The 20,516-nt window shown below is 63.6% G+C and carries 18 protein-coding genes; 5 read left to right on the top strand and 13 right to left on the bottom strand.

What is annotated here, in order from left to right:
• Positions 1–176: 176 nt before the first annotated feature.
• Positions 177–1,532: a PhoH family protein gene (locus RO069_RS09560; RefSeq protein ID WP_328187057.1), complete on the top strand. Its 1,356-nt coding sequence runs from the start codon at positions 177–179 to the stop codon at positions 1,530–1,532.
• Between the two features lie 30 nt (positions 1,533–1,562).
• Here the strand turns inward: RO069_RS09560 and RO069_RS09555 are convergent, their stop codons facing one another.
• Entirely contained in the window at positions 1,563–1,838 is a 276-nt protein-coding gene (locus RO069_RS09555) for an acylphosphatase (RefSeq protein ID WP_328187055.1), read from the bottom strand.
• Between the two features lie 160 nt (positions 1,839–1,998).
• On the opposite strand from RO069_RS09555, the gene ftsH reads away from it, so the two are divergent.
• On the top strand, positions 1,999–3,936 hold the full coding sequence (gene ftsH / locus RO069_RS09550) for an ATP-dependent zinc metalloprotease FtsH (protein WP_328187053.1): 1,938 nt from the start codon (positions 1,999–2,001) through the stop codon (positions 3,934–3,936).
• A 4-nt stretch (positions 3,937–3,940) separates the two neighbouring features.
• On the opposite strand, the gene RO069_RS09545 is transcribed toward ftsH, so the two are convergent.
• The gene (locus RO069_RS09545; protein ID WP_328187051.1) at positions 3,941–4,609 is read right to left on the bottom strand and encodes a phosphoribosyltransferase; all 669 of its coding nucleotides are present in this window, start codon (positions 4,607–4,609) and stop codon (positions 3,941–3,943) included.
• A 167-nt stretch (positions 4,610–4,776) separates the two neighbouring features.
• Here RO069_RS09545 and RO069_RS09540 point away from each other — a divergent pair, with 167 nt between their 5' ends.
• Positions 4,777–5,985: an MFS transporter gene (locus tag RO069_RS09540; RefSeq protein ID WP_328187050.1), complete on the top strand. Its 1,209-nt coding sequence runs from the start codon at positions 4,777–4,779 to the stop codon at positions 5,983–5,985.
• Between the two features lie 84 nt (positions 5,986–6,069).
• Positions 6,070–6,657 (top strand): phosphonate metabolism protein/1,5-bisphosphokinase (PRPP-forming) PhnN, encoded by a 588-nt coding sequence (phnN, locus tag RO069_RS09535; RefSeq protein ID WP_328187048.1) that lies wholly within the window; start codon positions 6,070–6,072, stop codon positions 6,655–6,657.
• Here phnN and RO069_RS09530 read toward each other — a convergent pair.
• The 11 genes from RO069_RS09530 to RO069_RS09480 form a co-directional block, all read right to left on the bottom strand.
• On the bottom strand, positions 6,636–8,402 hold the full coding sequence (locus RO069_RS09530; protein ID WP_328187046.1) for a bifunctional protein-serine/threonine kinase/phosphatase: 1,767 nt from the start codon (positions 8,400–8,402) through the stop codon (positions 6,636–6,638). The two genes, phnN and RO069_RS09530, sit on opposite strands and share 22 nt — an antisense overlap.
• The gene (locus RO069_RS09525; protein ID WP_328187044.1) at positions 8,402–9,871 is read right to left on the bottom strand and encodes an MFS transporter; all 1,470 of its coding nucleotides are present in this window, start codon (positions 9,869–9,871) and stop codon (positions 8,402–8,404) included. Before RO069_RS09525 ends, RO069_RS09530 begins: the two co-directional genes overlap by 1 nt.
• 317 nt (positions 9,872–10,188) lie before the next feature.
• Positions 10,189–12,300, bottom strand: a complete 2,112-nt coding sequence (locus RO069_RS09520; RefSeq protein ID WP_328187043.1) for a PQQ-dependent dehydrogenase, methanol/ethanol family — start codon at positions 12,298–12,300, stop codon at positions 10,189–10,191.
• Positions 12,301–12,494: 194 nt separating this feature from the next.
• Positions 12,495–13,583 carry a rhomboid family intramembrane serine protease gene (locus RO069_RS09515; RefSeq protein ID WP_328187041.1) on the bottom strand — a complete coding sequence of 363 codons (1,089 nt, stop codon included), beginning with the start codon at positions 13,581–13,583 and terminating at the stop codon, positions 12,495–12,497.
• Positions 13,584–14,201, bottom strand: coding sequence for a hypothetical protein (locus tag RO069_RS09510; RefSeq protein WP_328187039.1), 618 nt, complete (start codon positions 14,199–14,201; stop codon positions 13,584–13,586).
• Between the two features lie 171 nt (positions 14,202–14,372).
• Complete coding sequence (locus tag RO069_RS09505) at positions 14,373–14,804, bottom strand: hypothetical protein (RefSeq protein ID WP_328187037.1); 432 nt, start codon at positions 14,802–14,804, stop codon at positions 14,373–14,375.
• 111 nt (positions 14,805–14,915) lie between these two features.
• Positions 14,916–15,530, bottom strand: coding sequence for a 1-acyl-sn-glycerol-3-phosphate acyltransferase (locus RO069_RS09500; RefSeq protein WP_328187034.1), 615 nt, complete (start codon positions 15,528–15,530; stop codon positions 14,916–14,918).
• A gap of 54 nt (positions 15,531–15,584) precedes the next feature.
• Positions 15,585–16,010, bottom strand: coding sequence for a secondary thiamine-phosphate synthase enzyme YjbQ (locus RO069_RS09495; protein WP_328187032.1), 426 nt, complete (start codon positions 16,008–16,010; stop codon positions 15,585–15,587).
• 246 nt (positions 16,011–16,256) lie between these two features.
• Positions 16,257–17,321 (bottom strand): succinylglutamate desuccinylase/aspartoacylase family protein, encoded by a 1,065-nt coding sequence (locus tag RO069_RS09490; RefSeq protein WP_328187031.1) that lies wholly within the window; start codon positions 17,319–17,321, stop codon positions 16,257–16,259.
• 68 nt (positions 17,322–17,389) lie between these two features.
• The gene (gene rimK / locus RO069_RS09485) at positions 17,390–18,298 is read right to left on the bottom strand and encodes a 30S ribosomal protein S6--L-glutamate ligase (RefSeq protein ID WP_328187029.1); all 909 of its coding nucleotides are present in this window, start codon (positions 18,296–18,298) and stop codon (positions 17,390–17,392) included.
• Entirely contained in the window at positions 18,295–18,786 is a 492-nt protein-coding gene (locus RO069_RS09480) for an ATP-dependent zinc protease family protein (RefSeq protein ID WP_328187026.1), read from the bottom strand. Before RO069_RS09480 ends, rimK begins: the two co-directional genes overlap by 4 nt.
• 212 nt (positions 18,787–18,998) lie before the next feature.
• Here RO069_RS09480 and phrB point away from each other — a divergent pair, with 212 nt between their 5' ends.
• Positions 18,999–20,411 (top strand): deoxyribodipyrimidine photo-lyase, encoded by a 1,413-nt coding sequence (gene phrB, locus RO069_RS09475; protein WP_328187024.1) that lies wholly within the window; start codon positions 18,999–19,001, stop codon positions 20,409–20,411.
• Positions 20,412–20,516: the final 105 nt, after the last annotated feature.

The raw sequence follows: 20,516 nt of genomic DNA, 5'->3' as shown, positions 1-20,516 counted from the left end.
GAGGCCATTTGGTCGGTCAATTGAGGCGCATAGTGGTGCTATGTAACGAAATTGAGCGGCCAAAGGGGCCAAAGCGGGGAAGTCGCAGCGGCACGCATTTCTGCCGAGCAGACTCCCAGACGCCTGCCAGAGAGGTATCGCGCCCTATGCCCAGAGCATCGCAAGCTCGCCGAAAAATGTACGTTCTCGACACCAACGTCCTGATTCACGATCCCAACGCCCTCCTCAATTTCGAAGAACACGATGTCATCCTGCCGATGACGGTCCTGGAAGAACTCGACAGTCTCAAGTCCGGCAAGCAGGCGGTTGCCGCGGACTGCCGTCAGGCCATCCGCAATATCGACAAGTTGCTGGGGGATGCCAGCCCCAAGGATATCGAGAAGGGCGTGCCCATCGTACGGGCAAAGAAGGCGAAGCCACTGGGCACCCTGTCCATCCTCATGAGCACCGGCCACACCGGCAACCATTCGCTGCCGGAGCACCTGAACGACAACAAGATCATCAACACCCTGGCGGAGCTGCAATCCCGCTTCAAGTCCCGGGACATCATCCTGGTCAGCAAGGACATCAACATGCGGCTGAAGGCCCGGGGCTTCGGCGTCGAGGCCCAGGACTACCACAACGATCAGTTGCTGGACGACATCGACCTGCTGCCCAAGGGCTACCACGAGTTCCCCAACTCCTTCTGGAACAAGATCCAGAAGGTGGAAACCGTGCAGCGGGAGGCGGTCACCGAGCACCTCCTCAAGCGAGAGGGCGAACTGGCGAAGCTGAACATCAACGAGTTCGTGATCGACCAGCAGGGCTTTATCGGCAAGGTGGTGGATGTGGACGAGGACACCCTGGTGCTGCAGGACATGCACCACCAGGACCTGATGGACGAGGAAGTCTGGGGCCTGGTGCCCCGGGATATCTATCAGGCCATGGCCCTGAACCTGCTACTGGACCCGGAGGTGCACCTGGTGAACCTGACCGGCTCCGCCGGCTCCGGCAAGACCATCCTGGCGCTGGCCGCCTGCATCGAGATGACGGTGGCGAGCAAGGCCTACAAGCGCATTATCGCCACCCGTTCCACCCAGGGCCTGGACGAGGACATCGGCTTCCTGCCAGGCACCGAGGCGGAGAAGATGGAGCCCTGGCTGGGGGCCATCGTGGACAACCTCGAGGCCCTCCACGAGGATGACGAGAACATGACCGCCAGTGTGGATTACATCCTCAGCAAGGTGCCCCTGCACTTCAAGTCCATGAACTACATCCGTGGCCGCAGCTTCCAGCACAGCCTGATCATCATCGACGAAAGCCAGAACCTGACGCCACACCAGATCAAGACCATCATCACCCGCGCCGGCAATGGCTCCAAGGTGATCTGCCTGGGGAACCTGGCGCAGATCGACACCCCCTACCTGAGTGCCCTCAGTTCAGGCCTGACCTACATGACGGAGCGCTTCAAGGGTTTCCGCCATGGTGCCCACGTGCACCTGCAGGGTGTGCCACGGTCGGCCCTGGCCGAATTCGCCGAGGCCAACCTGTAGCGTCCCCAATGAGCGGACGGAAGACCGGCTTCAGCGGATGGAAAAACCGCTGAAGCCGCCACTGGCAGGCCGCTCCTCGGACCTCACCAGGCTGACCTTGGCCGCGGGCGGCCCCTGCCAGCACCAGTCCTCCAGCGTTTGCAGGCGGTCTTCCGGACCTTCGGCCACCACTTCCACACGGCCATCGGGCAGGTTTCTCACATAACCTTCAAGGCCCAGCTCGCTGGCCTTCTGCTCGGTATAGGCGCGGAAGGAAACGCCCTGTACGTGACCTTCCACCAGCAGGTGACGTTGCTCGTTTGCCATCGCTACCTCCCCTTCGTAATGAATCCCTGTCCGACAGGATAAACCATACCCGCCAGCGGCCCCCAATGTCCCGACAGACGGCATGGGTGGTTGAAATACCGCTTCGTCGAGCAAATCGTAATAGTGGTACGCCATCATTTCCCGATGCGGAGGACCGACCATGGCCGATGGCATGCACCGAGGCAAACAGGACCAAAGCCCCAAGCATCATCAGCAGGATCCCCTGGACCCGATGCAGGAGCCGGACCACCGCTCCCCCGGACCACCCAGGATGCCGCAGCTGGTCCAGTTCATGATCATTGCCCTACTGGTCTTCCTGCTGATCCAGTTGGTGTCGGGGGGCGGCGTCCGGGAGATGGAGTTCACCGAGTTCAAGCAACAGGTACAGGCCGGCGAAGTCGCCAGCGTGACCATCGAAGGTCACGAAATCCGGGGCCGGCTGGCCGGCGGCGGCGATGCCAGCGAACTCACCGGGGAAACGGGCGAACCCTTTGTCACCCAGGTGCCGGAGATCGGTGAGACCCGGGTGCTGGAGCTGCTGGAAAGCAACGGCGTGGCCATTGAGGCCGACCCGGCACAGCCCCAGTGGTGGTCGCAAATGCTGGTCACGCTGCTGCCGTGGCTGCTGATCCTGGGGATCATCGTCTTCTTCTGGCAACGCATGCAGAAGCAGATGGGCGGTGGCCAGCAAGGCGGCGGCCTGTTCAGCATGGGCAAATCCAAGGCCCGCCGCTACAGCCGTGACGATCCCCGCAAGACCTTTGACGATGTGGCCGGCTCGGAAGGTGCCAAGCGCGACCTGTGGGAAATCGTCGACTACCTGAAGAACCCGGCCTACTACCGCAAACTGGGCGCCAAGCTGCCACGGGGCATGCTTATGGTGGGCCCGCCCGGCACCGGCAAGACCGTGCTGGCCCGGGCCGTGGCCGGGGAGGCGGACGTGCCCTTCTTCTCCATTTCCGGCTCCGAGTTCATCGAGATGTTCGTGGGCGTGGGAGCCTCCCGGGTGCGGGAGATGTTCCGGGACGCCCGCAAGGAGTCGCCGGCCATTATCTTTATCGACGAACTGGATGCCATCGGCCGGTCCCGGGGTTCCGGTGTCGGCGGTGGCCATGATGAACGGGAACAGACCCTGAACCAGATCCTCTCCGAAATGGACGGCTTCGCCGCCCATGAAACGGTGGTGGTTATCGCCGCCACCAACCGGCCGGATGTGCTGGACCCGGCGCTGATGAGACCGGGACGGTTCGACCGCAAGGTGATACTGGACCGGCCACACCGGGAAGCCCGGGAAAGCATCCTGGCCATCCATACCCGCGCCCTCGCGCTGGATGACGATGTGCGGCTGGAGGCGCTGGCCCGGCGTACGGTGGGCTTCTCCGGTGCCGACCTGGAAAACCTGGCCAACGAAGCGGCCCTGTTCGCCGGTCGGGAGCAGGCCTCCACCGTCAGGATGCGCCACTTCGACCTGGCCCGGGACAAGCTGCTGATGGGCGCCGAACGGGAACAGACCCTGGGCGATAAGGAGAAAGAAGTGATCGCCTACCACGAGTCCGGCCATGCCCTGGCCGCCCTGCTGTTCCCCTCCGCCGATCCGCTGGAGAAGGTGACCATCATTCCTCGGGGTCAGGCCCTGGGCGCCACCGAGCAGGCGCCGGACGAGGACCGGCTCAACATGACCGCCAGCGACGCCCGGGACCGGATCGCGGTGATGCTGGGTGGTCGCGTGTCCGAGCAACTGGTGTTCAACGAGACCAGCAGTGGCGCCGAGAACGATATCGAGCAGGCCACCAAGCTGGCGCGGCGCATGGTCTCACGCTGGGGCATGAGTGAGACCATCGGGCCGGTATCGGTGAGCGCCAGCCAGGAAGAGGTATTCCTGGGCCACGAGATTGCTCGCGAGAAGGAGTTCAGCGAGGCCACCGCCGAGAAGATCGACAACGAAGTGCGCCGACTGATCACCGGGATCGAGGCCGAGGTGCGGGACCGGCTCGAACAGAACCGGGGCCGCCTGGATACCCTGGCCCGTCACCTGCTGGAGGAGGAAACCCTGGAGGCGGACCGCATCGACCGGTTACTGGACCTCCGGCATTCCTGATGCCTCACCGGGAGCGGTGCTCCGCCTCCCGCTGCCAGGCCTTTTCCAGCAGTTCACGGACTTCCTCGTCACTGGTCTGGTCAAAGGTCCGGTACCATTCGCCGATGGCAGCGAAGGGCTCCGGCGTGGCCAGGCATACAAGGTCGTCCGCCTCTTCTTTCAGTCGTGCGACGGTGTCCACTGGCCCAACGGGTACGGCAACGAACACCGAGGCAGCGCCCTGCTCCCGGCAGGCGCGGATGGCGGCACGCATGGTGGCTCCGGTGGCCAGGCCATCGTCCACCAGGATCACCGAACGCCCGGCCAGGTCCGGCGCCGGTCGGTCACCCCGGTAGGTCCTTTCCCGGCGTTCCAGCTCCGCCAGTTCGGACTGGGCCACCCGGTCGACGGCTTGCTGCGACACCGGCTGGCGCTGCAGCATGGCGTCATTCATGATCCGCACTCCGCCGCTGGCAATCGCCCCCATGGCGAACTCCTCATGGCCGGGAAAACCCAGCTTGCGGACCACCATCAGGTCCAGCGGCGCGTCCAGGCGCTCGGCTATCGGCGCCGCCACCGGCACCCCGCCCCGGGGCAGCGCCAGCACCAGGGGCGGCGGGCCGTCGGACCCGGTGGCAAGCGCGGTAGCCAATTCACGACCAGCCTCTGTGCGATTTGGTATCGGCAAGTCCATGGCTGTCCCCCTTTTTGCGCGGTCTCTCACTTCCAGCGTGCGGACAGAAACCGGCAGTTCAAGGGAGTCCACGGGCTTTTTCCGCCAGCCCCGACCGCCCCTCATTGACCCGTGGTGCTGATTCACTTACTTTTAGATAGTCTACTAATAAGATAAAGCCAACCCCCATGAATGAACTGACCCGTCCCCCGATGTTGCTGATGGTTGCCATCGGCATGTTGTGCACCATTACCCTGGTGGTCTTCGCCCGCCTTGCCTATGGCCTGGTGATGCCCGGCATGCTGGCAGGCCTCGGCCTGGACTATGCCGACGGGGCCAACCTGGGCACGGTCACCGCCCTGGGTTACCTGACCATGCTGATGGTGGCGGGCGTCTTTGCCTCCCGTTACGGGGGCAAACAGGCGATCTTTATCGGCCTGTGCTTCGCGGCCACCGGCTTCATCGGGCTGGCCCTGTCTGACAACTACTGGCTGAGCATGGCCCTGATGGCACTGTTAGGTTTCGGCACCGCGTTCGGTTACACCCCGCTGATTTCACTGCTGGGAGGCTGGTATCCGGAAAAACGCGGCGCGGTAATCGGCTTTGCCAATGGCGGTGTCGGCCTCGGCCTGTTCCTGGCGGGGGCCCTGGTGCCCTGGCTCACCACCACCTGGCCGGACCAGGGCTGGCGCATGGTGTGGGGCGTATTCGGCGCGTCCGCCGTGGTGGCCGGCGTGGTGGTGGGTATATTCCTGCGCAACCCGCCACGGGGAGGAGGCAGCGGTGGCCCTGCGGACCCGGTGCCGGCGGCCCGCTCCGGGGTCTATCGGAATCCCCACGTGATCAATATCGGCCTGATCTACGGCATCGTCGGGCTGACCTATATCGTACAGACCATCTTCATGTACAGCTATGCCCTGGAGTCCGGCATACCATCACGGATTGCCGGTAACCTGGCTGCCGCCATGGGCCTGCTGGGCCTGGTGGCCGGGCCGTTGTGGGGCTGGATTTCCGACCGGCTGGGACGCTCCAATTCCCTGGTCATGTCCATGGGCGCCTGCTCCCTCGCCATGGCCCTGCCGGTGATGTCTCCCACCCTGCCCGCCTTCGCCGTGCACTATGTTGTCATGGGTCTGTGTGTGTCCGGGCTTTTCACCTCGGTGCTGGCGGCCTCCACCGAGACCGTTCACCCACGGCTGGCACCGGTCGCTGTCAGCTTCGTGACCCTGTTCTTCGCCATCGGCCAACTGGTCGGGCCGGCCGCCGCCGGGGTGATCGTGGAATCCATGGGCGGCTTCAGCCGGGCCTTCGCGATCACCTCCTCACTCATGGCCGGCGGTGTTGTGCTGTGCTGGTACAGCCGCAAGAGCCAGCAGCGGGTCGCCACCGCCGCCTAGTGTGCCGGCAAGGGGGTGCTCGATATCCTCTCCTCCGACTACTATGATTGATACCGTCTGGAGCAGGAGGCAACGGGTCTACTGATGGCAACCGCAATCCAACCAGACAGGGGGCGTCTGTTCTACCTTATGGGGCCGTCCGGGGCGGGCAAGGATTCCCTGCTGGATGCCTGCCGGGGGCAGGACGTGTCGGGCCGGCGCCTGCGTATTGCCCCCCGGCATATCACCCGGCGTGCCGGCTCCGTCGGAGAGGACCACATCGCCCTGACCCCGGCTGCATTCCGGGTGCAGATGGACAACGGCGACTTCGCCCTGCACTGGCACGCCAACGGTCGCCGCTACGGCATCAGCATTGCAGTGGATGAATGGCTGGCTAACGGTGACCCGGTCCTGGTGAACGGATCCCGGGCCCACCTGGACGAGGCCCTGGCGAAGTACGGCGACCGCCTGGTACCGATACTGGTGTGCGTGGACCTTCACCGGCAGCGGCAGCGCCTGCTGGACCGGGGACGGGAAAGCGCGGACGAGATCGACGCCCGCATCGAACGCTCCCGTCGCCTGCAGGCCCGGCTGGAACACCGGTTCGCCACCATAAACAACGATGGCAGCCTGACCCACGCCACCCGGCAGCTACTGGCAATCATCGATCATCACCTGACTGGCAAGGTCTGATACAGCACCATCAGTAGCACCAGGTTCAGCAACAGCGACAGCATGGACACAAAACACCAGGTGTCCGACGGTACCCGCTCAATCAGCGGCGGGCTGGAGGACGGCAGCAGTTTCGGGTTGGGGTGTTCCAGGTCCTGCAGGAACTCAGACAGGGCCTGGTAACGGTTGCCCACCCTCTCGGAGACCGCCTTGGCCAGGCAAGCATCCACCCAGGGCGGGATTTCCGGGTTGATCTCCCGGGCACTGCGGTAACCGGAACGTCGCCGCCCCACGGGTCGGTCCGGCGGCTGGACGGGCAGTGTTCCCGTCAGCATCTCGTAGGCAATGACGCCCAGGGAATAGCGGTCCGACGCCGGGGTGCCCGGCTGGCCATCCAGGCACTCAGGGGCCGCGTAGCTGGCGGTGCCCGCCCAGGCCCCGTTGGCCCAGGGCCCGGCAATCTGCTCCACCCCCCGGATGCGCACCGAGCCCAGGTCAATCAGCCTGGCGGTGCCCCGCTGGTCGATCATGATGTTCTCCGGCTTCAGGTCCTGGTGCACCATTTCCAGCCGGTGCAGGGCCCGCAGGCCCAGGGCCACCTGCCGTACCAGGTCCCGTACCGTGGCCAGGGGCGGGTTGGGGTTGTCCTGCATCCACTCCCTCAGGGTCTGGCCCTGCACATACTCGGTCAGCGCATACAGGCACTGCCGGTCTTCCGGTAACGCCAGGCCCTGCACCACATGGGGGCTGTTCACCCGGCGGCTGACCCAGATCTCGTTCAGGAAACGGTCGATATAGGCCGGGTCATCCACATAGTTGGGAGACGGGGTCTTGAGGATCACCGTGCCACCGCCACCCGGTGGTTCCGCCAGGTACACCTGGGTCCGGGTGCTGGCATGGATCTCGCGGATGATCCGGTAGCCGTCCAGCACCTGGTCCGGCTTGAGCAGGGGCGGAAACGGCAGGTTGGTGAGGCGTTCGTAGTGGGAGGCCAGGTCCTCCCGGGGCAGTTCGTCCACCACCAGCACCAGGACGCTCAGGTTGTCGTCGCTGCCACGGCGATAGGCGGCCTTGCCCAGACTTTCCGCCGCCTGCTCCGGGTCCCCATGGCCCCCGAACCGAACCATGGCGCGGTCATCCAGCACACCGTGGATGCCGTCGGTGGTCATCAGCAGGCGGTCACCGGATTCCAGGGCGACCCGGTGTACGTCGATCTCCACATTGAGCTCGACGCCCATGGCCCGGGACAGGGCGAAGCGCTGGTTGCCGATGGCGGCGTGGTGATCCCGGGTCAGTCGCTCCAGGCGGCCATTCCGCACCAGGCTGATGCGACTGTCGCCGATATGGAAGAGGTAGGCCATGCGGTTGCGGATCACCACCGCCGAGAAGGTGGTGACCAGGGCCGAGGTATCCCCGTGACGCTGGTGGCCACGGCCATGGAGCCAGCGGTTAAGCGCCCCCAGCACCCGGCTGGCGGAGGTTTCCACGGTCCAGGAATCCGGCGTGCTGTAGTAGTCGCTGATAAAGCCCCGCACGCAGGCCTCCGCCGCCTCCCGGCCCGCTTCGGCGGCACTGACCCCATCGGCCACCGCCGCCACCATGCCTTTCATGCGCAGGGCCTCCCCTTCCGGCACCAGCGCCCCCAGGCAGTCCTGGTTGTCCGGCTTGCGGCCGGCGTCGGTGTACTGGCCGCAGCGGACCAGCATCCGTTCCGGCTGTGCCGGCCTGTCTGCGGGTTTGTCCGGGCGTGTGGAAACCAGGTCCATCAGGGTACCTCGATCATTCGAACGGTGCCGTCGGGCATGACCTCGCTGGTCTGGGGCCCGGGCTCCTCCATGAATACGGAGACCATGACCAGGATCAGGAAGGCGATGCCCCCCAGCACCAGGAAGAACTGGGCCGGTGTCACCACCGCCAGCACCACCAGGAACACCACACCGCCCACATTGCCGTAGGCACCGGTCATGCCGGCCACCTGCCCGGTCAGCCGGCGCTTGACCAGGGGCACCGAGGCATAGACCGCGCCGCAGGCCCCCTGCACAAACAGCGAGCAGACCACCACCAGGGCCACCGCCATGGGCAACGGCCAGCTACCGTCGATGCGGGACATCAGGCCATAGCCGATGCAGATACCCAACAGCATCAGGCCGGTGGTGAACTTGCGCCCGAAGCGGTCGGCGATATAACCGCCACCGGGGCGGGCAATCAGGTTCATCAGGGCAAAGGTGCCGCCCAGGGCGCCGGCCATCAGCGGTGAGATATCAAAGGTGTCCAGGAAGAACAGCGGCAGCATGGACACCACGGCCAGTTCCGAGCCGAAGGCCGCCATGTACACCAGGTTCAGCAGGGCCACCTGCTTGAACGGATAGCGGTCGAACTCCGGTACCGCCTGGGAGAAGACATGGCCATTCACCTGCCAGATTCGCAGGAACTGCACCGCCGCCATCACCAGCACCACCCCGTACAGGGCCAGGGACGTGATATCACCCAACAATCCCAGGCGGGCCGGGCTGAGCTGCCAGACGATCAGCGCCAGGGCCAGGAACAGGGGCAGGTTCATTATGGAATACAGCAGGAAATCGCCCCTGGAGGTCACCTCCATGGCGCCGCCCTTCCTGGGCTTGAAGTAGGTGGAGCCTTTCGGGGTATCCCGCACCTGATGATAGAACACACCAGCGTACAGGATGGCGATCACCCCGGTACTGCCGATGGCGTAGCGCCAGCCGTCATCACCGCCGAACATCAGCGCGACGGTGGGCAGGGACAGGGCCGCGAAGGCGGCACCGAAGTTACCCCAGCCACCGTAGATGCCCTCGGCAAAGCCCACCTCCCGGGCCGGATACCACTCGCTGATCAGGCGAATACCCACCACGAAGCCGGCCCCCACAAAACCCAGCAGGAAGCGGGTCACGGCAAGCTGGGCAAAGGAGTCGGCCATGGCAAAGGCGAGACAGAACAGGCCGGACAACACCAGCACCAGGCTGTACACCCGCCGGGGGCCGAGGGCATCCACCGCCATGCCGATAAGGATTCGGGCGGGAATGGTGAGCGCCACGTTCAGCAGCAGGAGGGTATTGACCTCCGAGGTGGACAGTCCGAACTGCTCACGGATGGCGGACATCAGGGGCGCGTGGTTAAACCACACCAGGAAGCTGATGAAGAAGGCCACCCAGCTAAGGTGGAGGATTCGCGTGCGTCCCTGGAAGGAAAAGAATCGAAATGCCTGTTCTGACATAAACCTGCCCTGTAAACGGATGAACGTTCTCCGGTCGGGCGGCGGGATGGGTCACGCTGAAGGGCTCGCAGGCTGTTACGGCGACGCAGGCAGGCGTCGGACTCTTCAGCAGTGACGCCATTGCCAGCAGCCGTAACCGGTTTTCTAAGACAATCACCGTTTTGCAAGAACGGTTCCAACTGAAGAAAATTCACTGAAACCGTGCAGTTAACGGATAGCAGGGCTATTTTCGGGCGCGGAGGGTCGCACCAGTTACGGGCAGGCCCGCGTCTGGCGCACTCACGAGGTGCACCAGACGCGGGAGTTGATGGGAAATGTCAGTTGTCCGACGCGGCGGCCTTCTCCTGCTCCGCCATGGCCGCCCGGGCGGCATCGGCAGAGCCCTGGATAAAGGCCACGATCTGCTCCAGCTCCCGCTCGGTCAATTCGCCCTTGAAGTTGGGCATGCCCAGCACCTTGCGGGCATCGGTGAAGACAATATCCTCGATATTGCGGATCATCGCCGGGTGCGAGTACCCCAGGTTGGGCAGGTTGCCCCCGTTATTGACCGCCGGCACACCATGACAGAGCAGGCAGTTGGTCATATACAGTGCACCACCGGGCGCCACGTCGTCCGGATTGTAGCTCACGCCCTGTAACAGCTCCCCGGGCTGTCGCAGCACCATGGATTCCGGCATGTCCGCATCCCCTTCCAGCCGGAAGGTGAACACCCGGCCCGGACCCACGGTGTCCGTGGCACGCTGGGTGATGCCGTAGACACCGCCCCAGCCAACGGCAACGGACACATACTGGTCCCCGTCATGTTCCCAGGTGGAGGGCGCCGCCACCACGCCGGAACCCACCGGCGTCTGCCAGAGCAGGTCACCGGTGCGGGCGTTATAGGCGATAAAGCGGCCATCGGCGGTGCCCTGGAACACCAGATCGCCGGCGGTGGACAGGGTGCCACCGTTCCAGGGCGAGACGTACTCCGCGCGCCAGGCTTCCTCCTGCTTCACCGGATCCCAGGCCAGCAGGGTGCCGAAAGGCGTTGCCTCCGGCGCCACATTGGCGAAGAAATACCCGGTGTTCCAGCCCAGCCCGGCGTTGGGACTGCCCGGCGTCGGCTTGTTGTACTCGTAGCCCGGATTGTTCTGCACCACCAGGGGAACCCCCTGGGCCGGGATATAGACCAGACCGGTTTCCGGGTTGAAGGACATGGGGTGCCAGTTGTGGGCACCGTAGGGAGACGGGATGGTTTCCCAGGGGTCGGTGCGTGAACGGGCACCTGCCACCTCGATGGGGCGACCGTCCTCGTCATAGCCCTCGGCCCAGTTCACCTGCACGAAGGGTTCCGCCGAGATGAACTCGCCGTTGGTGCGGTCGATGACGAAGAAAAAGCCGTTCTTCGGCGCCTGCATCAGCACCTTGCGCTTTTCACCGTCGATCTCCAGGTCCGCCAGGATAATATGCTGAGTGGACGTGTAATCCCAGGAATCCCCCGGGGTATGCTGGTAATGCCACTGGTATTCACCGGTGTCCGGGTCCAGGGCCACCACGGAGGCGAGGTAGAGGTTATCGCCACCGGCGGGACTGCGTTGCAACCGGTTCCAGGGGGTGCCGTTGCCGGTGCCCACGTAGAGCAGGTCCAGGTCCGGGTCGTAGGCCATGGAATCCCACATGGTGCCGCCGCCCCCTTCTTCCCACCACTTACCGGCGGGGTCCCAGGTCTCGGCGGCCCGTTTCATGCTTTCATTCTCGAACGGCTCGTCCGGGTTGCCCGGCACCGAGAACCAGCGCCAGGCCTGTTCGCCGGTCTTCACGTCGTAGGCGGTGAGGTAGCCTCTTACGCCATATTCGGCGCCACCATTACCGATGATCACCCGACCGTTGATCACCCGGGGCGCGCCGGTAATGGTATAGGGTTTGTCCCGGTCGATAAGGGTATCCACCTTCCACAGGCGTTCGCCGGTGTCGGCATCGATGGCGTGGAGGTAGCCGTCAAAGGCCCCCACGAAGACCTTGCCGTCGTGTATGGCCACGCCCCGGTTGACCACGTCACAGCAGCCCTTGACCGCCCATTCCCGGGGTACCTGGGGATCGTAGGTCCAGAGGGCTTCGCCTGTGGCCGCATCCAGGGCGTGGACCACCGACCAGGACGCCGTCACGTACATGACCCCGTCCACCACCAGCGGCGTGGCCTCCACACCCCGGCGGGATTTCAGGTCATAGGACCAGGCCAGCCCCAGCTTGCCCACGTTATCGGCGTTGATCTGATCGAGTCGGGAAAAGCGCGTTTCCGCGTAGTTGAGACCGTAACTTGGCCAGTTTTCCGTGGTGCGGTCGTTGGCGACAATAGCGGCGGTATCGATGCCATCGGCGGTGTCGGCCTGTGCCGACAGGGCGCACAGGCCCACTAGCCCGACAGCCGTCAGGCGGGTAAGAAATTGCATAGTCCATGTCTCCCTCACTCCCCCGTACCGGCAAACCACCGGGGTGGAGCGATCCTGTTGTTCTTGTCGTTTCAGGTGGCAGGCAGTGAAGACGGAACTGTTGTCTGATCGTCACTACCTGTAGGGAACTATTGACTACGCCTGGGGGTTTGTCCAACCAGCAGAGGCGGATGGATAGCGGCGGGCACCCGCCGCTATCGCCTTACCTGGACCTCCGGCCCGGCCAGATGTGCCAGCAGCGGGTTCGACCGCCAGACATAGCCGCGCATGACCGCACCAATGGCCAGCCCCGCCGCGAAGCCGCCGATATGGGCCCAGTAGTCCACGCCCTGCTCGCCCAGCAACATGCCAAGGAAGTTCAGGCCCAACCACAGAGCAAAGTACCAGACCGGCGCCAGTTTCTTCTGCCAGAAGAAGAACAGGAAGGTCAGGCTGGCGTTGGGGTACCACATCAGGTACATGCCGAACAGGCCGGCAATGGCGCCGCTGGCCCCCACCGAGGGGATGGTGCCGCCCAGGTTCGCCAGCACGCTGACGAGGCCAGACAGGACGCCACACAACAGGTAGAGCAGCAGAAATGGCCAGTGGCCGAGGGCATCTTCCAGGTTGTCACCGGTCAGCCACAGGAAGTACATGTTGCCGGCCAGGTGCAACCAGCCCCCGTGCAGGAAGGTGGCGGTGACCAGGGTCCACAGATTCTCGCCGGCCTGGATATCGGAGGGGGTCATGGCGAACTGCTCGATGACCTGCCAGGTCGCCTGGTTGTCAAACGCGTAGCCCATGAAGATCAGGGCGTTGACGATGATGAGTGTCCAGGTCACCCAAGGGGTTCGGCGGGCCTTGACGTTGTATTCCACCGGCATGCGGGACAGGAACTCGAACACCCAGGTCTTCCAGGAGATATTGCGGTTCATGTCTTCCAGGGCATGCTTGATGGCCGAGGAGTTGACCACCTGGGACACGGTCTCCCGGGTCGCCCAGGCACCGGAGCAGGCAACGCAGACCCGCAGGTCCAGGTGGTATTCCTCCAGCAGGTGGAACACCTGCATGCGCTTGCCGCAGTCCGGGCAGTCGCACCGGGCCTGGCGCTGGTGCTCGCCGAGGTTGTCGGTGTAATCGGCTTCCTCCACCTGGTCACACTTGGCGGCGATGAGGTTGTCCAGGTCGCTCTTCTCGAACCACACACCCTGGCACTGGCGACATACATCCACCTCTTCTCCGTGGAAATCGTGTTCCTCCAGCGGCTGACGTTCACAGGTGGGGCAGTACTTCTTGGCGCTCATCTACTCTGTCTCCTTGAGAACCGTGACATCAATACCCTGGGCGGCCAGGTCCGCGGCCAGGGCTTCGTGGTTTGCCCGCAGGTTCGGCAGCAGGTTGGCCTCCACGTCGTCCAGCAGGGCGGTCAGTTGCTTCGACGCAAAGCCCGCGCCATACACTCGCCCTTCGGCCTTGCGGACGATCTCGTCCGCCTTCAGGTGAAACCGTCGGGCGCCGGTGAGGAACGGACTGGGAATTTCGAAGGTGTTGGGGGAATAGCGCATGGTGTCCCAGACGAACCGGGACAGCACCGGCCGGTTATTCTCCAGCTCCGACTGGGGCGGGCTGCGGGACAGGGTGTCGTCATTGTAGGCTCGCAGCGCCGCCACGTTGTCTGAAAGCTCGTCGTGAAGGGACTTGCGCAGGTAGTAGCTGGATTCCTGGCTGGTCAGACTGTCGAAGATAATGGCCTGCTTGAGGCCGGCGTGGGCCGCCAGGTAGACGCCAATAATAGTGGCCGCCACCACGAACATCTGGGATATCCAGAAGCCGGACTTGACCAGGTCGTTGTGGTCCATGTCCTTGAGCTTTTCACCAGCCCGGCCGCCGATCTGCTTACCCTTGGCAATGGGTGACGCCACGGTTCATCCTCCCTGATAAATTGTGTCGATATAAGATGCCTACAATAAAGATCGTAGGCTAACGATTTCCGTGAGCGTCGTCCAGTGTTCTAAACCGGGTATGGTGGGGCGTCTCGGGTTACGATCGATTCGCCGGCACCCGCAGGTGCCGGCTCCTGACGGGCCGCCTGATCAGAGGGCCTGGCCTTCGGTTTCTTCCGCCTCTTCGTCCTCGCCGTAACCCATGCACACGGATTCGGAGTAGGAGAAGCTTTCCGGCTGGGTTTCCCGGAAGAAGGCATCGATGACATCCGCGTTGGGGGCCATCTGGGCGCCCACGGAAATATGCAGGTTCAGCCCACGGCTGTAGCCACCGGCACTGACGGACATGTCGGACGAAGTGATGGAGAAGTTCTCCACCTCCTGGTCCTCGGCCAGGGCCTGCAGCTCCGCCTTGACCGCCTTGTAGGCTTCCGCCGGGCTTTCTTCCATGGTGATCTGCCGGGCGTAGGAGAGGTACATATGGCCGACGGCAGCCATGTCGCAACTGGCCTGGGCGCTGTTGGCCAGCATCAGGGAGGCAACAATACCGCCAATGAGGGAAACCGGTTTATTCACGTTCACTCTTGAATCTCCTTGAGTTGATTGTATGACGTCCGTGTAACGAACCCGGGAATAGTACGGATTGGCGCGCATAAGAAATGCATACTTCATCACACTTTGAGAATCTGTCGCCTACTGGCGATGACGGGCCTGAAATCTCTCCCTGACCGGGTCGGACAGTTTGTCGGGGTGTTTCGGGGTGACGCCGGCGAAGCACTGGTACAGTTGTTCCAGGTCCGCCTCCAGGTCGCTGGTGGGCTGCAGAACCAGCGGGAACCGCAGTTCGCGGGTGCCGTAGTCCGCCACGGTGACCACAATGGGCACGCCCGCTTGCCGAGCTATGTGATGGAAGCCGGTTTTCCACTGGCGGGCGTTGCTGCGTGTGCCTTCCGGCGCCACGACGAGGATCAGGCGGTCACTCCGGCGGAGGGTTTCAATGGCCTGCCCCACCACGCCCCCGGCCTTGCCGCGGTCCACGGGGATGCCGCCGAGTTTGCGCAGCAACCACCCCAGCGGCCCCTTGAAAGCACTGTGCTTGATCAGGAAGTGGGCATTCAGCCCCAGGGCGACGGCGGCGGTGAGGCCGATAACGCCGTCCCAGTTGGAGGTGTGGGGTCCGCCCACCACGATGGCCCTGTCGACATCCGGGAACGGTGGGACCCGCCAGCCGGCCAGGTTGATGAGTTTCATGGCCAGGCGCTGGAGTCTGGTGGGTGTTGTTCTTGTTGGGTGATGCTGCTGGGCCACAGTACTGCCTCCTCTGATGGCGAGGGGCTATTTTACGGTATTCGGCGCGGTTTGTTACCAGCGCCCCTGCAGGGTCGCCACGATACGTCGGCCGCCGCCACGGTTACGGTGTTCGCAGAGGTAGATGCCCTGCCAGGTGCCCAGCGCCAGGTGGCCGTCGCTGACGGGGATGGTGAGGCTGGGGCCGACTAGGATGCTTTTGATGTGGGCGGGCATGTCGTCGGGGCCTTCTGTGGTGTGTTCATAGTGAGGCGCGTTTTCCGGCACCATGACGTTGAGGTGGCGTTCGACGTCGCCGCGTACGTCGGGGTCGGCGTTTTCGTTGATGGCCAGGGAGGCGGAGGTGTGCTGGATGAACAGGTGCAGCAGGCCCACCTGGCAGTTAACGAGTTCCGGCCCGTTTGAGAGGATCTCGTTGGTGATGAGGTGGATGCCTCTCGGGTATTCCTGAAGCTGGATGGTGGTCTGGTCCCAGATCATGTTGGCTCCCTCCGTTATGTTGAGAGTATGGTTGCCCAGGGTTACGTAGCTCTGGGGCTGGCCGGGGTACAGGGGGGAAGCTTTCTTCGCCGCAATTCAGGGGCCTTCCCTGGCACCCGCCTTGCTCCGCGCCGTCCCTGGCGCTGCTACGAAACCTTCCCCCCTGTACCCCAGCCGATCTGACTTAGGGTGCTTGCGCCTTTACCCTATGGCCAGAAATAACATCCAAAAGACGCAGTACGAAAGCTATTTCGGATCATTATCCCAGGGATGCACCGGCAACACAGCCTCGGTCACTTCCGGATCCAGGGAGGACCGGAAGTAGTCCATGGCCTTCTCCGCCTCGCCGAGTTCGTCGAAACGGGCCACGTGGTAGATAGCCTCGCCCTCGTTGACCAGCGGCAGGTTGTTGACGCAGATAACGATGCCGGAGATGGGTGACAGTATACTCACCTCGGTCTCGCCAAAGGGGTCGGCCACCATGGCCAGGCGCTGGCCCTTGCGGACTTTCTGGCCCAGGCGGGCCACCGGTCGCATGATGCCATCGAGATCCGCACGTACCCAGGTGGACATGGCGGCGGTTTCGGAGCGTTTGCGCGGGGCTTTCGGGCCTTTCTTGCTGGGGACCATTTCCAGGGCGCGCATGACGCGGATCACGCCTTTCACACCGCTGGTGATGACCACGTCGTCGAACCGCAGGGCTTCGCCGCCTTCGAAGGTGATGACGGGGATGTCCTGGGAATCGGCGTACTCCCGCAGGCTGCCTTCCCGCAGGCTGGCGTTGAGGATGATGGGGGCGCCGAAGGCTTCGGCCATGCGCACGGTTTCCGGGTTCTTCAGTTCGGCGCGGATCTGCGGCAGGTTGAAGCGGTGGATGGCGCCGGTGTGCAGGTCGATGATGTGGGTGACCTTCTCCATGATCTGCGTGCGCAGCAGGTAGGCGATGCGGCCACCCAGTGAGCCGCTTTCGCTGCCCGGGAAACAGCGGTTCAGGTCGCGGCGGTCCGGCAGGTAGCGGGTGCGTTGGACGAAGCCGAAGATGTTGACGATAGGCACCGCCACCAGGGTGCCCCTCAGATGCCTCAAGGCGGAGTTCCTCAGCACCCGGCGCACGATCTCAACACCATTGATCTCGTCGCCATGGATGGCACCGCAGACCATCAGCACCGGGCCGTCCCGGCGGCCATGGACCACTTCCACCGGGATATGCAGCGGGGTGTGGGTATAGAGCTTGGCGACGGGCACCTCGACGGTCTGCCGGGTGCCGGCCTTGATTTCCGTGTCCGCTATGACAAATGGAGCGCGGGCCATGGGGTTGTTGTCCTTCTTGTTGATCGGTAGAGCCGGTATTCGGATCGGGGACGGTCAGCCAGCGGGCGTTATCCCCTGCCCCCTTTGGTGCCGGTTTTCCAGGGCTTCTGGTTGCGTTCGGTCCAGTTGATGATCATACCCGCCACGTTTTTGCCGGTGGCATTCTCGATGCCTTCCAGGCCCGGGGAGGAGTTGACCTCCATGACCAGCGGGCCACGGGAGGAGCGCAGCAGGTCGACGCCAGCCACGTTCAGGCCCATGGATTTGGCGGCCATGATGGCGGTGCGTCGTTCCTCCGGGGTGATCCGCACCAGCGAGGCAGTACCGCCCCGGTGCAGGTTGGAGCGGAATTCGCCCTCGGCGCCCTGGCGCTTCATGGCGGCAATCACCTTGTCGCCGATCACGAAGCAGCGGATGTCGGCACCACCGGCCTCCTTGATGAATTCCTGCACCAGGATGTCGGCCTTCAGGCCCATAAACGCTTCGATCACGCTCTCTGCCGCCTTGCGGGTTTCCGCCAGCACCACGCCGATGCCCTGGGTGCCCTGCAGCAACTTGATCACCACCGGGGCGCCGCCCACCATCTTGAGCAGCTCCGGTACGTTGTCCGGTTTGTTGGCGAAGCCGGTCACGGGCATGCCGACCCCTTTGCGGGCGAGCAGCTGCAGGGAGCGCAGCTTGTCCCGGGAGCGGGTGATGGCCACGGACTCGTTCACCGGGAACACCCCCATCATCTCGAACTGACGCAGCACCGCCGTGCCGTAGAAGGTGACCGACGCGCCGATTCGCGGGATAACCACATCAAACTCTTCCAGCACTTCCTCGTGGTAATGGATCTGCGGCTTGGCCGAGGTGATGTTCATGGAGCAATGCAGCGCATCGATCACATGCACCTCGTGGCCGCGGTTGATGCCCTCTTCCACCAGGCGACGCGTGGAGTACAGGTGCCGGTTGCGGGAGAGAATCGCTATCTTCATTCATCATTCCTTAGTACCGGATCTCCGGCCAGGTAAGAGGCTTCAGGCATAACGGTGCAGCGGCCGGCCATGGCCGTGCGGCCCAGCAGCATGCGAAAACGCATGGTGTCACGATTGGTCAGGGTCATTTCAATAGGCCAGCTCAGTTCGCCCACCTGTACCCGGGTTTCAATCACCATCCGCAGTTCCTTGTGGCCACCGGAGTCGGTCACCGACCGTTCATCGATCACGACGGCATCGCACTCCACCACCTTGTGCAGGTTATGCTGCTCGGGGTGTACCCAGAACTTCACCCGACGCTGCCCGTCCACCGTGTAGGGTTCGGTACGGAAGGTGTGCAGGCAGGAGGTGCGGGCGCCAGTGTCCACTTTTGCCTTGATCCGGGGAATATCCAGCTCCGGCAGGGCCAGCCATTCGCGCCAGCCCAGGGGGACCCGTTTGCTGACACCTTCCCCGGGGCGTTGTTTGGATGGCGTGTTTCCGGGCATCGTGTTTTGCTCCCTGTTGGTGATGGCCAGCTCAGGTCTGCCCGTTGGACAGGCGCATTAGAAGCGGCAATGGGTATGCACTCAATACGCATAACTGCCGACGAAGAACCATCAATGAATCAACAATCTACACTCACTATAATCCAGCCGCGGCAATGCGGCGAATAAAGGGGAGCCAATCCCATTCTCCAACACCATTTCAGGACTGCCTCATGACCCAACTGGTCTGGTTCCGCAACGACCTGCGACTCGCCGACAACCCCGCCCTGACCGCCGCCTGCCAGCAGGACGCCCCGGTGAGGGCCCTGTTCCTGGTAACCCCCGGGCAGTGGCGGCAGCACGACTGGTCACCCGCGAAGGTACAACTGTTGCTGGGCCTGCTGGATGATGTGGGCCGGCGACTGGCCGGGCTCGGCATTCCCCTGGAGGTCATCGAGTGCGATGATTTCACCGCCAGCATCCGGGCCCTGGAGGACCACTGCCACCAGCATGGCATCCGCCAACTGCATTTCAATGAAGAATACGGCATCAACGAACGCCACCGGGACCGGTCCGTGCGGGATGCCCTCAAGGCCATGGACATTGACGTCTGCAAGTACCGGGACCAGACCGTGGCCCCGGTGGGCTGCATCCGCACCGGCCAGGACGAGCCTTACTCGGTGTTCACACCTTTCTCCCGCCGCTGGCGCCAGTGGGTGGAGGACACATCTCCGACCATACTGCCTGTTCTGAAACCGGTTGGCGCCCCGGTGGCGTGGTCGCACTACACCACCACGGCCCAGGACCTAGGCTTTGGCACTCCCCCACCTGCCCTGGTCAAACCGGACGAGCAATCCGCCCACGACCAGCTTGAACAGTTCCTGGACGAACGTGCCGGCAACTACAAGGCTGACCGGGATTTCCCCGCCATCGACGGCACCAGCAAACTGTCCCCCTACCTCGGCGTCGGTGCCCTGTCCGGTCGCCAGTGTCTGCTGGCCGCCCGGGAAGCCCAGGGGCAAGGCGGCAATCAGGAGGGTTTCAGCACCTGGGTGAATGAGATTGCCTGGCGGGACTTCTATATCCACATCCTCTACCACTATCCCCGGGTCAGCATGCACAAGGCGTTCAAGCCGGAGACGGAGGAACTGACCTGGAACCCCGCTGGCGAGCATTTCGAGGCCTGGAAGGAGGGTCGCACCGGTATTCCCCTGGTGGATGCGGCCATGCGTCAGTTGCGGCAAACCGGCTGGATGCACAACCGCCTGCGGATGGTGACGGCGATGTTCCTGACCAAGAATCTGTTTATCGACTGGCGACAGGGCGAGGCGTGGTTCATGCAGAATCTGGTGGATGGGTTCCTGGCGTCCAACAATGGCGGCTGGCAGTGGAGCGCCTCCACCGGTACGGATGCGGCGCCCTATTTCCGGGTGTTCAACCCGGTCACCCAGAGCGAGCGGTTTGATCCGAAGGGGGACTTTATCCGGCATTGGGTGCCGGAGCTGAAGGATCTCGATGCCCAGCGGATTCACAATCCCGGTGCAGGTGGTGTGATTCCGAACGGTTACCCCAGACCCATCGTGGATCTGAAAGAGAGTCGGAAGGAGGCTATTGCGCGGTTTCAGGCGCTAAAGAAAGCTGACTAATCCGCCAGCGAATAGCACAGAAGATAGAAAAGCCTGTGAGGTGAGAACCTTTTCCGGGACCTTCAAAAACAGGGACGTTTTTGAAGAGCCTCCATGGATGGATTC

Source organism: Marinobacter sp. OP 3.4 (assembly GCF_036224885.1).
In the GTDB taxonomy this organism is placed as follows: Bacteria; Pseudomonadota; Gammaproteobacteria; order Pseudomonadales; family Oleiphilaceae; genus Marinobacter.
This window is presented reverse-complemented; position numbering and strand designations above follow the sequence as displayed.